The sequence below is a fragment of the Pantoea deleyi genome, from assembly GCF_022647325.1.
Taxonomy (GTDB): Bacteria; Pseudomonadota; Gammaproteobacteria; order Enterobacterales; family Enterobacteriaceae; genus Pantoea; species Pantoea deleyi.
Map to the genome: position 1 here is coordinate 1,055,151 of NZ_CP071405.1, position 14,776 is coordinate 1,069,926.

Here is a 14,776-nt window from a genome sequence, read left to right on the forward strand (position 1 = left end):
CTAAGAATAGTCAACCCCGTTAGCCGTTGCGCGGTTTACGCGGTTTATTTGCCGGAGGTTTAAGGCGGGTCACAAAATTTTGTTACCTGTGGATCCTTTTCATCGGGAACGTTACTTTATAACATTATGAAACGTGCATTTTTTCTTTTGCTGATGACCGTGAGTCCGGCTCTGCTGGCCCATCCACACAGCTTCATCGACATGAAAACCGAGCTGGTGGCGAAGGATGATACCTTTACCGGCCTGAAAATGATCTGGACCATGGATGAGATTACCTCTGCCGACCTGCTGTATGACGCGGGCGAGGCGAAGCCTGGTAGCGTGGTGTGGAAGAAGCTGGCGGCGGAGGTGATGGCCAACGTGCTGGGACAGCACTACTTTTCGGAAATCTGGCACAACCAACAGCGGGTAAAGTTTTTGAATCTGCCAACGGAATACAACCTGTCGCGCAGCGGCCACAAGGCGGTGCTGGAGTTCATTCTGCCGCTGGCGGAACCGCCGACGCTGACCGGACAGCGCTTTGAGATCCTGACCTTCGATCCCACCTATTTTGTCGATATGTTCTATGACAATGCGGGCGCGCTGACCCTGCCAGCAGCGCTGCAGACGCGCTGCCGGTTTACGCTGAATACGCCAAAGCCTGACGACTCGCTGAAGCAGTATGCGCTGTCACTGGACAAGGCGGACGCACCGGCTGAAGAACTCGATCTGGGTCGTCAGTTTGCGCAGACGGTGGTGCTGACATGTCAGTGATCTCCCCGTCGCGCCAGGTGGCCCGGCGCTGGCCACTCTGGCTGATGGCGGCACTGTTTATCAGCGCGGCGGGGCTGGTCTGGCTCAGCTGGCCGCAGATTCTGCTGCAGAGCGTGCTGTGGCAGAAAGATCTGCACCGGCAGATGACCTGGCTGCTCCAGCAGGTGGCGGAGCAGCCCCATCAGGCCGGTCTTTCACTGGTGATCTTCAGCCTGCTCTATGGCGTACTGCACGCGCTGGGGCCGGGCCACGGTAAAGTGGTGATCACCACCTTTCTGGCAACCCATCCGAGTCGCGTAAAAACCAGTATCAGACTCACGCTGCTCGCCTCCCTGCTGCAGGGCTCGGTGGCGATCGCCCTGGTGACGGTGATGCTGGTGCTGCTGAAAACCTCGTCGCGCCAGCTGCATCTCAGCAGTTTCTGGCTGGAGAAGGGCAGTTACCTGCTGGTGACAGGCCTGGGGATCGTGATGGGGTATCGGGCGCTGCGGGCGCTGTGGCGGGCGCTGCGTCCGCCAGCGGCCTCGCCGTTTCGCGCGTTCCAGCCGCTGGCGCCACATTCTCCTCACCACGAGCACGGTGATCAGTGCGGGTGCGGGCATGCACACCTGCCGACTCCGCAGCAGATGAGCGGCAATGTCAGCGTGAAAACTCAGCTGCTGGTGGTGGTGTCGATGGGGCTGCGCCCCTGTTCCGGCGCGATTATGATGCTGCTGTTTGCCAAAGTGATCGGGGTCTATCTCTGGGGCGTTCTCTCTGCGGCGGTGATGGCGCTGGGCACGGCGCTGACGATTTCGGCCATTGGTCTGCTGGTTCAGCAGGCGCGTACGGTGGCACAGCGGCTGGCGCAGCCGCGCGAAGCGGCCGGAACGTCCCGACTGATTATGCCGCTGCTGACGCTGACCGGCAGCCTGATTTTAATCGTAGCCGGAGTGGCATTATGGCAGGCCGCCCGGCTGACGCCAGCCGGTGGCATTCGTCCTTTCTGACTGAAACGCAGCGGGAATTAAATTCCCGCTCTCCGGTTTTCCCCCGTTAATTATCTTTAAATTCACCTCGTTAATTTTTCTCTATCCGCTTTAGTGGAGAAAAAACTATTCCCTGTCTACGCTGTTAATACCAAAACGGCATTCCGCCGTCAGGATGATAAAAGTTCAGATCTGCTTTCTGTTTATTGTGAGGAGTATATTTCATGGCTGATACCCGTTTTAATAATGGTTACACGGAAACACTGGCGACCGGGCCCGCTGGATTACCGCTGAAGCGTATTTCCTGGAGCGCCGTCTTTGCCGGTGTTATTTGCGCGTTAATCGTTCATATCATTCTGACGCTGCTGGGTACGGCCATCGGTGCCACCACCATTGATCCGATGAAAGAACAGAATCCTCTCGATGGCATTGGCACCGGCGCGCTGGTCTGGACGGCTATTGAGATGCTGGTCGCGATGGCGGCGGGTAGTTATGTCGCAGGCCGTCTGGCTCAGCGTGAAGGCGCCATGCACGGATTACTGATGTTCGGCGTTAGCACAATTTTCACTATTTACCTGGCTATTGCGCTGGCGACCAGTGTATTAGGCGGCGCGATGAATATTGTGGGCTCCGGTTTCCAGGCACTGGGCAGCGGTATTTCCGCCGCCGCGCCATCCGTTACGCAGATGGCGAAAGAGAAGCTGCAGGAAAATAACATTAATCTCGACAGCCTGCAGAATGAACTGGAAACCACTCTGCGTCAGACCGGTAAGCCGGAATTACAGCCAGAGAACCTGAAGCAGGACGCGAATAACGAAGCGCAGAACGCTGAGAACCAGGCAAGTAATACCGCCAATCATCCTGAGACAGCAGATACTGATCTGACTAACTGGTTAAAAGGCGTGATGGATCGTCATTCTGATACGCTGCAGGCTGCCGACCGCGATGCGCTGAAGAATATTATCAAAGCCCGCACCGGTAAAAGCGATGAAGAAGTGGATCAGATCGTGGCCAAAGCCGAGCAGAACTATCAGCAGGCGATGCAGAAATATCAGGAACTGAAACAGCAGGCAGAACAGAAAGCGCGTGAAGCCGGTGAGAAAGCCGCTGCCGCCACCGCCAAAGCGAGCTGGTATGCCCTGATTCTGCTGGTTATCGAAGCCGTACTGGCTGGCGTGATGGGGATGGTGGGTCGTCGTACTCAGCCTCGTCAGGTGCTGTCACACGAACGTCGTTAATCGGCCTTAACAGGCAATAAAAAAGGCGGCCAGGAGGCCGCCTTTTTTGCGTCTGCAACTTAGCGTTTTAACGCTTCGCTCAGCTCATCGCGCATGCCTGACAGCATCGCTTTCACCACGCGCGGGTTACCTGCCACCAGGTTTCCTGACAGCAGATAGCCGTGGTTACCGGTGAAGTCGGTGACCAGACCGCCCGCTTCACGCACCAGCAGTTCGCCCGCAGCGAAATCCCACGGCTTCAGGCCAATCTCGAAGTAGCCATCCACGCGACCGGCCGCGACATAAGCCAGATCCAGCGCAGCAGAACCGGTGCGGCGGAAATCGGCGCACTGCGTAAAGAGCTTAGTCAGGATGTTCATGTAAGCAGGCGCATGCTGCTTCATTTTGAACGGGAAACCGGTCGCCAGAACGGTGCCATCCAGATCGCGGGCAATGCTGCCGCGCAGACGGTAGCCGTTCAGCTGCGCGCCCTGACCGCGTGAAGAGGTGAAAAGCTCATTGCGCATCGGGTCGTACACCACCGCGACTTCAGTGCGGCCTTTGATGCGCACTGCGATAGAGACGGCAAAGTGGGGTAAACGTTTGATAAAGTTGGAGGTGCCATCCAGCGGATCGATAACCCATTGAACGTCCTGATCTTCACCCGCCAGTTCACCGCTTTCTTCGGTGATGATGGTGTGTTTTGGATAGGATTTACGAATAATTTCGATAATCAGGCGTTCTGCTTCGCGGTCAACATTGGTTACGAAGTCGTTGCTGCCTTTCTGGCTGGCTTCGACGGCGTCCGGGGTTTCATAATATTTGGCAATTAAATTTCCGGCCTTGCGCGCTGCGCGCACGGCAATGTTGAGCATTGGATGCATCGGTATCTCTCGCTGGATGTTAAAGAACGGGGAAAACGGCGCGGAGTATAGCAGTGTGTTCGGTAAATGTCCTGCTTTATGTTAGGATTCTCTCCACTGATTTTACTGACCCGTTTCTGAGTATCCCTAATCATGTTGCAAAATATCCGTATCGTGCTGGTCGAAACTTCCCATACCGGTAACATGGGTTCCGTGGCCCGCGCCATGAAAACCATGGGGTTAACCAACCTCTATCTGGTGAATCCGCTGGTCAAGCCTGACTCCCAGGCGATCTCCCTGGCGGCCGGTGCCAGCGATGTGATCGGCGACGCTAAAATCGTCGACTCGCTGGATGAGGCAATTGCCGGATGCAGTCTGGTGGTGGGCACCAGCGCCCGTTCCCGTTCGCTGCCCTGGCCGATGCTGGATGGACGCGAATGTGGCGTGAAAAGTGTGGAAGAGGCCCAGCAGGCACCGGTTGCGCTGGTATTTGGTCGCGAACGTGTTGGCCTGACCAACGAAGAGCTGCAGAAGTGCCACTATCATGTCGCCATTCAGGCGAACCCGGAATACAGCTCGCTGAATCTGGCGATGGCCGTGCAGATCATCGCCTATGAAGTGCGTATGGCCTGGCTGCAGTCGCAGGAGCAGGCGACCCCGCAACCGACGTATGAAGCGTCTCCCTATCCGCTGGTCGATGACCTCGAACGCTTCTATCAGCATATGGAACAGATGATGCTGAACAGCGGCTTTATCCGTGAAGCGACGCCGGGCCAGGTGATGAGCAAACTGCGTCGTCTCTACACCCGTGCGCGTCCGGAACGCGACGAACTGAATATCCTGCGCGGGATGCTGTCGTCGTTTGAAAAGCCGAAAATCGAGAAAAAATAAGCAGATAATAGTTGAGTAAATTACCTGGTTAAATACCTGACTGATTTACCAGGTTAAATAGTTGACCAATTTACTCAGGAATGTCAGACTTCAGCGCATCTGTTGCTAATCCTCCGATAACCGGACGCTATTGAGGTCGTATGCTATGAGACTGACATCCAAAGGACGTTATGCCGTTACTGCCATGCTGGACGTTGCCCTTCACTCTCATGAAGGCCCCGTTCCGCTGGCTGATATTTCTGAACGTCAGGGCATTTCGCTCTCCTATCTGGAGCAGTTATTCTCGCGGCTGCGTAAAAACGATCTCGTCTCCAGCGTCCGTGGTCCGGGCGGCGGTTATCTGCTGGGCAAAGCCTCAAACACCATCTCTGTCGGGGAAGTGATCACCGCGGTGGATGAGTCCGTCGATGCCACGAAATGTCAGGGCAAAGAGGGCTGCCAGGGGGGCGAGCGTTGCCTGACCCACGTCCTGTGGCGTGACCTGAGCGTGCGCATTAGCGATTTCCTGAACAACATTACGCTGGCGGAGCTGGTGAACAATCAGGAGATCCTGGATGTGGCCGACCGTCAGAATGCGATCGACAATCGTCGCTTCCAGAGCCCGCGCGCTCAGGAAATTAACGTCAACCAGCGCGCCTCCTGATCCCCGCTGTTCCGGCCCTAACTGCTAACGCGGTCAGGGCCGAATCTGCTATAAAGACGTATGATTTTTAATACGGAGCTGTAGCGCAATGAAATTACCGATTTACCTGGATTATGCCGCCACCACGCCGGCCGATCCGCGTGTGGCCAGCAAAATGATGCAGTTTCTGACGCTGGATGGCACGTTCGGTAATCCGGCCTCGCGATCGCACCGTTTTGGCTGGCAGTCTGAAGAGGCGGTGGATGTCGCCCGCAATCAGATCGCCGAACTGGTCAATGCCGATCCGCGCGAAATCGTCTTCACGTCCGGCGCCACCGAATCGGACAACCTCGCGATCAAAGGGGCAGCCCATGCCCATCAGGCGCGCGGCAGACACATCATCACCAGCCAGACAGAACATAAAGCGGTGCTCGACAGCTGCCAGCAGCTTGAGCGCGAAGGCTTTACGGTCACCTACCTGACCCCGGCTGCAGATGGCATTATTTCCCCCGACCAGCTGCGTGCGGCGCTGCGTGATGACACCATTCTGGTCACCCTGATGCAGGTGAATAATGAAACCGGCGTGATTCAGGATATTGCCGCCTTTGGCGAACTCTGCCGCGAACGGGGGATTCTGTTTCATGTGGACGCGACCCAGAGCGTCGGCAAACTGCCGATCGATCTCAGCGTGCTGCCGGTGGACCTGATGTCCTTCTCTGCCCACAAACTTTACGGTCCGAAAGGGATCGGCGCGCTCTATGTGCGGCGCAAACCGCGCGTGCAGATCGCTGCGCAGATCCACGGCGGCGGCCACGAGCGCGGTATGCGCTCCGGTACGCTGCCGGTGCATCAGATTGCCGGAATGGGCGAAGCCTATCGTATCGCCGCCGAAGAGCGCGAAACCGAGATGGCGCGACTGCAGGGGCTGCGCCTGCGCCTGTGGGAAGGGATCAGCATGCTGCCCGGCGTCTCTCTCAATGGCAGTCTTCAGCAGGGCGCGCCGAACATTCTCAACCTCAGTTTTGCTGACGTTGAGGGGGAGTCCCTGATTATGGCGCTGAAAGATCTGGCACTCTCTTCCGGCTCCGCCTGTACTTCCGCCAGCCTGGAGCCTTCTTATGTCCTGCGGGCGATGGGGCTGGATGAGGAGCTGGCGCACAGTTCGCTGCGCTTCTCGCTGGGGCGCTTCACCACAGAAGAAGAGATCGACTACGCCATTGCCCTGGTGCAGAAATCGGTGACCCGCCTGCGCGCCGTCATGAAATCCTGACACCCGGTCATAATCCGGAAACAGCGCCCTGTGATGCCGTTCGCTGGCAACCGCTGACGGAATCTGTTATCAGGTCTCTGTGAGTTACATTTAACATCTTATTAAAGCCGTTATAACAATCAGGCTGGATGAAACAGATAACGATTATGGAGCTTTTCGATGACCACACAACCGATGAACATTACGCTTAGCAGCCAGCCCGCCGATGCGCGCTGGGGCGAGAAAGCGATTCTCAGCAGCAACGATAGCGGCATGACGCTGCACCTGACCGGCGCGGATGCGCTGAATACCATTCAGCGTGCGGCGCACAAAATCGACAGCCAGGGGATCCGCCATGTGGCGCTGACCGGCGAAGGCTGGCACCTTGAGCAGTGCTGGGCCTTCTGGCAGGGTTTCCGTGGCCCGAAAGGCCAGCGTCAGGTTGAATGGCCTGCGCTGGGCGAGCACGAGCAGGCCGAGTTTGATCGTCGCCTGAAAATCGTCGACTGGGTGCGCAATGTCATTAACCTGCCCGCCGAAGACCTGGGGCCGGAGCAGCTGGCGCACAACGCCATCGACCTGATCAGCGACGTGGGCGGCAGCGCGGTCAGCTACCGCATCACCAAGGGCGAGGATCTGCGTGAGCAGGGCTATATGGGCCTGCACACCGTCGGCCGCGGTTCAAACCGTCCGCCGGTCTTCCTGGCGCTCGACTACAACCCGACCGGCGACGACAACGCCCCGGTCTACGCCTGTCTGGTCGGTAAAGGCATCACCTTTGACACCGGCGGCTACAGCCTGAAGCAGAGCAGCTTCATGGATTCGATGAAGTCGGACATGGGCGGAGCGGCAACCGTCACCGGCGCGCTGGCGATGGCGATCTCACGCGGCCTGAACAAGCGCGTGAAACTCTATCTCTGCTGTGCCGACAACATGGTCAGCAGTAACGCCTTTAAGCTGGGTGATATCATTCGCTATCGCAACGGCAAATCGGTGGAAGTGATGAACACCGACGCGGAAGGGCGTCTGGTGCTGGCCGATGGATTGATCGACGCCAGCGAGCAGAATCCGACGATGATTATCGACGCCGCTACGCTGACCGGGGCTGCCAAAACCGCGCTGGGCAACGACTACCACGCGCTGTTTACCTTTGATGAGGTGATGGCGCAGTCGCTGATGGGCAGCGCGGTGAGTGAGAACGAACCCTTCTGGCGTCTGCCGCTGGCCGAGTTCCATCGCAGCCATCTGCCGTCTAACTTCGCCGATCTTAATAACATCGCCAGCCCCTCCCATGCGGCGGGTGCCAGCAGTGCGGCGGCCTTCCTCTCCTACTTCGTCAGCAATTATCAGCAGGGCTGGCTGCATATCGACTGCTCGGCAACCTATCGCAAAGGCGCGGTCGATCAATGGGCGGCGGGGGCCACCGGTCTGGGCGTGCGCACGATTGCCAATCTGTTACTGAAATAAGCCGAACGCCGCGGTGGCCAGGGTCACCGCGGTTCAGAGGGAAAGTATGAACCGTCTTGAAGAGGTGCTGAAGCTGGCGGCGACCGAGCCCGCCCATCGGCCTGAGTTTTTTCAACTGCTGCTGGAATCGGATGTCTGGGTACCCGGCGAAAGCACCCGGCAGCAGTTTGATGCCAGCACGCCCGTCGATCTGCAGCACTGGGAAAAAGAGGATGGCAGCAGCGTCATTCCTTTTTTCACCTCGGAAGAGGCGATGAGCGAAGCGGTCAAAGGTGAACAGGCCTGGCTGCGTCTGCCGGTGCGGACGCTGTTTGAGATGACACGCGGCGAGACGCTGTTTCTCAATCCCCGACTCCCTTCCGGTAAGGAGTTTACCGCGTCGGAGATCACGCATCTGCTGGCGGAAGAGGGCAGTGCGCTGACCCAGCAAACCGTGCTGGAGGGCGGCACCTCGCTGCTGCTTTCTGACGTGGCCGAACCGCCTGCGCAGATGATCGACTCGCTGACGCAGCTGTTCAGCAAACACAAGCAGGTGCGTCGCGCGTTTATCGCCACCCTTCGTGAGCAGGCCGACGAGACACCCAATCTGTTGATTGGGATCGAAGCGGACAGCAACATCGAGGCGATTATTCAGGCCGCGGGCAGCGTGGCAACCGACACGCTGCCGGACGACGCGCCGATCGATATCTGTGAGGTGAGGGCCGAGGAACGTGGCATCAGCCACTTCTTCACCGCCCACATCACGCCCTTTTATGAACGTCGCTGGGGCAGTTTCCTGCGTGACTTTAAGGGCAGCGAACGGATTATCTGACAGGCAAAAAAAGAGGCGGCTCAGGGGCCGCCTCTTTTTTATTTCGCGATCGGTAAGTCGTCGCGACTGCCCCATTCGCCCCAGGAGCCGTCATACAGCGTGGCATCCCGAACGCCCAGCGCGGTCAGCGCCAGAATCAGCACCACCGCCGTAACGCCGGAGCCGCAGCTGGCGACCACCGGGCGGCTGATATCCACGCCCGCGTCGGCAAACAGGTGGCGCAGTTCCGCATCCGGTTTCAGTTTTCCCTGCCCGACCAGCGTATTCCACGGCACGTTCAGGCTGTTGGGAATATGCCCGCGATGCAGGCCGGGACGCGGCTCATCCACCTCCGCGTTAAAGCGGTTAGCGGCACGCGCATCCACGATCTGTGCGCCGCCTTCATGGCTGATCAGCAGCACATCCGTCAGGCGCTTCACCCGGCTTTCATCCGCGTGCGCTTCAAACTCACCTTCCGGCAGCGTCACCGGGCCGGTTGCCAGCGCATACCCCGCCGCTTTCCAGCCCTGTAATCCACCCGCCAGGATCGACACCCGCGCCACACCAAAGGTGTGCAGCATCCACCAGGCGCGCGGGGCGGAAAAGAGAGTCCCCTCATCATAGACGATCAGATGCTTATCGCTGCTGATGCCCAGCTCGCGCATCGCCACGGCGAAAGCCTCGGCGCGCGGCAGCATATGCGGATAGGGGCTGGTGTGATCGGAAAGGGCTTCGATATCGAAGTAGGGCGCATCGGGCAGATGCTCCGCCAGATATTCAGCCTGAACATTGCGCACCGCCTCCATGCCGGGCGGCAGCAGTCGGGCATCCAGCACCTGAAGCCCCTCATCATCGTAATGCTCATGCAGCCAGTCGGCGGACACAAACAGGGGAGTCGTCATAACAACCTCATCTCAGCAATCTGTCGCACCAGTGTCGGGGAATGTGCGCCCCATCTCAAGAGAAGCGTTGATTAAATGCGAGCATTGATATGAAATTGCCCGGCGTCATCCACTGACACTCTCTGCGTCCCGGTGAAGGAACTACCATGAAAAAACGCACTAACCGACTGCTGTTCAGCATGTTGTTCGGAGGGGCGCTGCTGGCGGCAGCCCTGACTCCCGTTCTGCCGCTCCAGGCGGCTGAGGCCCCGGCGGCAGCCCAGGTCAGCAAACCGCTGACGATTATCGATCTTTCAGAACTGCAGATCGACGGTGCAGCCGCGCTGGTGCTGACCTTCAGTCAGCCGCTCGATGAGAAACAGGATTTCGCGCAGAACGTCAGGCTGACCGACGATAAACAGGGGCGGGTGGATGGCGGCTGGGAGCTTTCCGGCAATCGCAAAACACTGCGCTTCCGCCATCCCGAACCCTCGCGTCACTTTACCGTGACGGTCGCGGCGGGCCTGCGCGCCGCCAGCGGTGAGACGCTGGCCGCCGATTACAGCCAGAAAATCGTTACCCGCGACATCCAGCCGATGGTGGGCTTTGCCAGCCGGGGCGCTCTGCTGCCGCTGCGTATCACCCAGGGGCTGCCGGTGCTGGCGCTCAACGTGGATCAGGTCGATGTCGATTTCTTCCGGATAAAGAATGCGGGCCTGGCGGAATTTCTCGCGCAGTGGAACTACGGCAACACTCTCTCCAGCTGGCAGTCTGAAGATCTGCTGAAAAGCAGCCAGCTGGTCTATTCCGGGCGCTTTGCGCTCAATCCCGCGCACAACACCCGCGAAAAACTGCAGCTGCCGATGAGTGACATCGCCGCGCTGCAGCAGCCGGGCGTCTATCTGGCCGTCATGAAGCAGGCCGGAACCTATCGCTACAGCCAGCCCGCCACGCTCTTCACCCTCAGTGATATCGGCCTTTCGCTGCATCGCTTCCCGACGCAGCTCGAACTGTTCGCCCAGAGTCTGGCAAACGGCCAGCCTCTGTCTGGCGTCAGCGTGCGCTTGCTGGATGAGAAAGGGCAGGTACTGCAGAGCGGCACCAGTGACGGGAGCGGCCATCTTCGTCTCAGAGCCGATGAAAAAGGCAAGCTGCTGCTGGCCGTGCAGGGCGAGCAGACCTCGCTGATCGACCTGGCGCGTCCGGCGCTGGATCTGGCGGAGTTTCCGGTGGCCGGGCCGCAGGGCTACGAGAAGCAGCTGTTTGTGTTCGGGCCGCGCGACATCTATCGGCCCGGTGAAACGGTCATCGTCAATGCGCTGCTTCGCGATGCCGATGGCAAGCCGTTGCCCGCCCAGCCGATTAAAGCCGAGCTGGTTCAGCCCGATGGTCAGGTGATGCGGACATTTGTCTGGCAGCCGGAGGCCGGGCTCTATCAGCAGCGTCTGCCGATCCCTGACGCCGCCATGACCGGCGACTGGATGCTGCGACTCAATACCGGCGATAACCTTAAGCGCGAATGGCGGTTCCACGTCGAGGATTTTCTGCCGGAGCGCATGGCTTTAACCCTGAAAAGCGATCCGCAGCCGCAGCCTGCCGATGCCAGCGTGGCGTTCGGTATTGAGGGGCGCTACCTCTATGGTGCGCCAGCGGCGGGCAACACGCTGCAGGGGCAGCTCTATCTCCGGCCCGCGCGCGAAGCAGTGGCGGCCCTGCCGGGCTACCAGTTTGGCGATATCACCGAGGAGGGCCTGAAGCGCACGCTGGATGAGGTGGAGCTGAAGCTCGACGCCAGCGGTAAAGCAACGCTGGCGGTCGAAAATCAGTGGGATCAGCTGCACTCACCGCTGAACCTGATCCTGCAGGCCAGCCTGCTGGAGACCGGTGGCCGTCCGGTGACGCGCCGGATCACGCAGGCTATCTGGCCCGCCGAGGCGCTGCCCGGCATCCGGCCGCTGTTCGGCAACAAAGCGGTCTATGACTACCGCACTGACCGCTATCACGATGAGCCTACCGTGCCGGAAGGCGGCCAGGCTGAATTCGACATCGTCTATGCCAGCAGTCAGGGCCAAAAACGGGCGGCGGATAAACTGACGGTGCGACTGATTCAGGAGCGCCGTGATGACTACTGGAGCTTCTCAGACAGCGGAGGCTGGCAGTCGCAGTACAGCAATAAAGATCTGCAGGAGGATGAGCGGATTATCGCGGTGCCCGCAGACGGCAGCACCCGGGTCAGTTTCCCGGTCGAGTGGGGCCACTACCGGCTGGAAGTGCAGGCGGGCGAAAAGATCGTCAGCAGCGTGCGGTTCCAGGCGGGATATGACTGGCAGGACAATACCAACGGCACGGGCGCGCTGCGGCCCGATCAGGTCAGGCTGAAGCTGGATAAAGCGGCCTATCAGCCCGGTGACACGGTGCATCTGCAGGTTGAATCTCCGGCCGCCGGTAAAGGCTATCTGATGGTGGAGTCGGCCAGCGGCACGCTCTGGTGGCAGCCGCTGACAGTGCCGCAGGGTGGCGTCAGGGTCGATGTGCCGGTGGCGGAGAGCTGGCGGCGTCACGATCTCTACTTCAGCGCCATCGTGGTGCGCGATGGCGATAAGGCCAGCGGCGCTACGCCGAAACGTGCGGTGGGGCTGCTGCATCTGCCAATGGCGACGGAGGCGCGGCGTCTGGCTCTGACGCTGGATGCGCCCGACAAAATCCGGCCCGAACAGACGCTGACGGTCAGGGTTCACGCCAGTCGTGACGGCGGCCCGCTGCCTGAAAAAATTAACGTGCTGCTCTCTGCGGTGGACAGCGGTGTGCTGAGCGTGACGGATTTCAGGACGCCCGATCCGTGGCAGGCTTTCTTTGGCCGTAAACGCTACAACGCCGATCAGTATGACGTCTTCGGGCAACTTATCGAAGGCGGAGGCAGGCTGGCGGCGCTGCGCTTTGGCGGCGACGGGGATGACGATTCGATGACACGCGGCGGTAAAAAGCCGGTCACGCACGTCAATATCGTGGCGCAGCAGCTTCAGGCGGTGACGCTGGATAAAGAAGGCAACGGGGTGATTACGCTGCCGGTGCCGGCTTTTAACGGGGAACTGCGGCTGATGACCCAGGCCTGGAGCGACGACAGCTTCGGCGCGGCAGAGCGCAGGCTGACGGTGGCGGCGCCGCTCATCAGTGAGCTGGCGACCCCGCGCTTCCTTGCCAGCGGCGACTCGGCAACGCTGGCGCTGGACATCACCAACCTGACGGATCTGCCGCAGACGCTGAGCGTGGATCTGAGTAGCGCCGGGCTGGTGGATCTGGCCGGTGCGGCCAGCCAGCGCGTGACGCTGGCCAGAGGGGCACGCACGACCCTGCAGATTCCGATAACGGCGAAAACCGGTTTTGGTGATGGTGAGGTGTCGGTCGCTATCTCCGGGCTGAATCTGCCCGGCGAGACGCTGCGGCCCATGAAACAGCAGTGGAAAATCGGTGTCAGGCCGCCTTATCCGGCCAGCACGCTGAGCTTTGATGCGGTCATCAGTCCCGATCAGCCCTGGCAGGTCGCGGCCGCGGCCTTTACCGGGCTGGATCCTCAGACCCTGAGCGGACAGCTGACGCTGAGCAATCGCCCGCCGCTCAATATCGCCCACTATATCAGCGCGCTGTACGCCTACCCGTACGGCTGCCTGGAGCAGACCACCAGCGGGCTCTGGCCGTCGCTCTACACCCGCCACGCAGAACTCAGCGCGATGGGGATAAAAACCAGCAGCGACGAGGCGCGTCGGGCCGCCATCGACACCGGTATAGCCCGGCTGGCCGGGATGCAGCGGGCCAACGGCAGTTTCGGACTGTGGGATAAGCAGAGTGAAGAGGAGTTCTGGCTGACGCCTTACGTGACGGACTTCCTGCTGCGTGCCAGCGAGGCGGGCTATGCGCTGCCGGACAACGTGGTAGATCGCGCGAATGCCCGTCTGCTGCGCTATTTGCAGGATCCGGCGCAGATTAGCGGCGGCGGCAGTGACAGCAACGCCGCCCTGCGGTTCAGCGTTCAGGCTTACGCCGGACTGGTGCTGGCGCGTCAGCAGCGCGCGCCGCTGGGGGCGCTGCGCGCGATCTATGAACAGCGTGAACATGCCCGTTCCGGTCTGGCGCTGATGCAGCTGGGTGTCGCGCTGAAGCTGATGGGCGACGGACCGCGCGCGCAGCAGGCGATTATGCAGGGCGCCACGCTGACGCGCCCGGAAAAGACCTGGTATGGCGATTACGGCAGCACGGTGCGCGATGAGGGGATGATGATCGCCCTGTTAGCGGAGTATAAGCTGCAGCCTGCGTTGCAGAACAGCCTGCTGCTGGCGCTGTCGAAAGAGGTCAGCGGTAAACGCTGGTTCTCGACCCAGGAAAATAACGCGCTCTGGCTGGCGGCCCGCACGCTGCAGCAGGCGCAGGATCAGGGCTGGCAGGCGCTGCTGGCGGGCTCTCCACAGCCTCTGCAGGGCAATGCCCCGCTGAACAGAGGGCTGGGGGCGGAGCGGCTGTTGCAGGGCGTTGAGGTGCGCAACCCGGGCAGTGCGCCGCTCTATGGGCGTCTGGATGTCACGGGCTATCCGCTGACCGCGCCGCCGCCGGAAAGCAACCTGCTCGGGATAAAACGTGAATACTTCACCCTGGATGGCAAAGCCGCCGATCTCAGTAATCTGCGCAGCGGTGAACTGCTGGTGGTCCGTCTGACCGTCTCCTCAAAGCGTAGTATCAGCGATGCGCTGGTGGTGGATTTGCTGCCTGCCGGGCTGGAGCTGGAGAACCAGAACCTGGCAGACAGCAGCGCCAGCCTCGGCGACAGCGCGGATGCGCTCAAAGAGAGCATGGGGGATATGCAGCAGGTGGACATCAGGCACATTGAGTTCCGCGACGACCGCTTTGTCGCCGCGCTGGCGATCGACACCTATCGTCCCGCGACGCTGGTCTATCTGGCGCGGGCGGTGACGCCGGGCCGTTTCCTGATGCCGCCCCCGCAGGTTGAATCGATGTATGTGCCGGCGTGGCGCGCGACCGGCAGCACACCGTCGCAGCTGCACATTCAGTAAGTGACGTGACGT

11 protein-coding genes are annotated in these 14,776 nt (G+C 60.2%); 9 read left to right on the top strand and 2 right to left on the bottom strand.

Annotation, left to right across the window (positions count from 1 at the left end; all coding sequences use genetic code 11):
- The first annotated feature begins 126 nt into the window (after positions 1-126).
- From J1C59_RS05090 to J1C59_RS05100, 3 genes are all read left to right on the top strand, one after another.
- On the top strand, positions 127-753 hold the full coding sequence (locus tag J1C59_RS05090) for a DUF1007 family protein (protein ID WP_128086919.1): 627 nt from the start codon (positions 127-129) through the stop codon (positions 751-753).
- Positions 744-1,742: a nickel/cobalt transporter gene (locus tag J1C59_RS05095; RefSeq protein WP_140916997.1), complete on the top strand. Its 999-nt coding sequence runs from the start codon at positions 744-746 to the stop codon at positions 1,740-1,742. Before J1C59_RS05090 ends, J1C59_RS05095 begins: the two co-directional genes overlap by 10 nt.
- Before the next feature lie 203 nt (positions 1,743-1,945).
- Positions 1,946-2,959, top strand: a complete 1,014-nt coding sequence (locus J1C59_RS05100) for a TIGR04086 family membrane protein (RefSeq protein WP_128086367.1) — start codon at positions 1,946-1,948, stop codon at positions 2,957-2,959.
- A 59-nt stretch (positions 2,960-3,018) separates the two neighbouring features.
- On the opposite strand, the gene suhB is transcribed toward J1C59_RS05100, so the two are convergent.
- The gene (gene suhB / locus J1C59_RS05105) at positions 3,019-3,822 is read right to left on the bottom strand and encodes an inositol-1-monophosphatase (RefSeq protein WP_111139139.1); all 804 of its coding nucleotides are present in this window, start codon (positions 3,820-3,822) and stop codon (positions 3,019-3,021) included.
- A 132-nt stretch (positions 3,823-3,954) separates the two neighbouring features.
- On the opposite strand from suhB, the gene trmJ reads away from it, so the two are divergent.
- The 5 genes from trmJ to sseB all read left to right on the top strand — a co-directional run bounded on the left by trmJ (position 3,955) and on the right by sseB (position 8,841).
- Positions 3,955-4,692, top strand: coding sequence for a tRNA (cytosine(32)/uridine(32)-2'-O)-methyltransferase TrmJ (gene trmJ, locus J1C59_RS05110; protein ID WP_128086366.1), 738 nt, complete (start codon positions 3,955-3,957; stop codon positions 4,690-4,692).
- Positions 4,693-4,837: 145 nt separating this feature from the next.
- A complete protein-coding gene (iscR, locus tag J1C59_RS05115) occupies positions 4,838-5,335 on the top strand; it encodes a Fe-S cluster assembly transcriptional regulator IscR (RefSeq protein ID WP_128086365.1) in 498 nt (165 codons plus the stop codon).
- 88 nt (positions 5,336-5,423) lie between these two features.
- The gene (locus J1C59_RS05120) at positions 5,424-6,584 is read left to right on the top strand and encodes an IscS subfamily cysteine desulfurase (protein WP_128086364.1); all 1,161 of its coding nucleotides are present in this window, start codon (positions 5,424-5,426) and stop codon (positions 6,582-6,584) included.
- A gap of 159 nt (positions 6,585-6,743) precedes the next feature.
- Positions 6,744-8,030 (top strand): aminopeptidase PepB, encoded by a 1,287-nt coding sequence (gene pepB, locus J1C59_RS05125; RefSeq protein WP_128086363.1) that lies wholly within the window; start codon positions 6,744-6,746, stop codon positions 8,028-8,030.
- Positions 8,031-8,076: 46 nt separating this feature from the next.
- Positions 8,077-8,841, top strand: a complete 765-nt coding sequence (gene sseB / locus J1C59_RS05130) for an enhanced serine sensitivity protein SseB (RefSeq protein WP_128086362.1) — start codon at positions 8,077-8,079, stop codon at positions 8,839-8,841.
- A gap of 38 nt (positions 8,842-8,879) precedes the next feature.
- Here sseB and sseA read toward each other — a convergent pair whose 3' ends face one another.
- Positions 8,880-9,722: a 3-mercaptopyruvate sulfurtransferase gene (gene sseA, locus J1C59_RS05135; protein WP_128086361.1), complete on the bottom strand. Its 843-nt coding sequence runs from the start codon at positions 9,720-9,722 to the stop codon at positions 8,880-8,882.
- A gap of 146 nt (positions 9,723-9,868) precedes the next feature.
- Here sseA and J1C59_RS05140 point away from each other — a divergent pair, with 146 nt between their 5' ends.
- The gene (locus J1C59_RS05140; RefSeq protein WP_140916996.1) at positions 9,869-14,764 is read left to right on the top strand and encodes an alpha-2-macroglobulin family protein; all 4,896 of its coding nucleotides are present in this window, start codon (positions 9,869-9,871) and stop codon (positions 14,762-14,764) included.
- Positions 14,765-14,776: the final 12 nt, after the last annotated feature.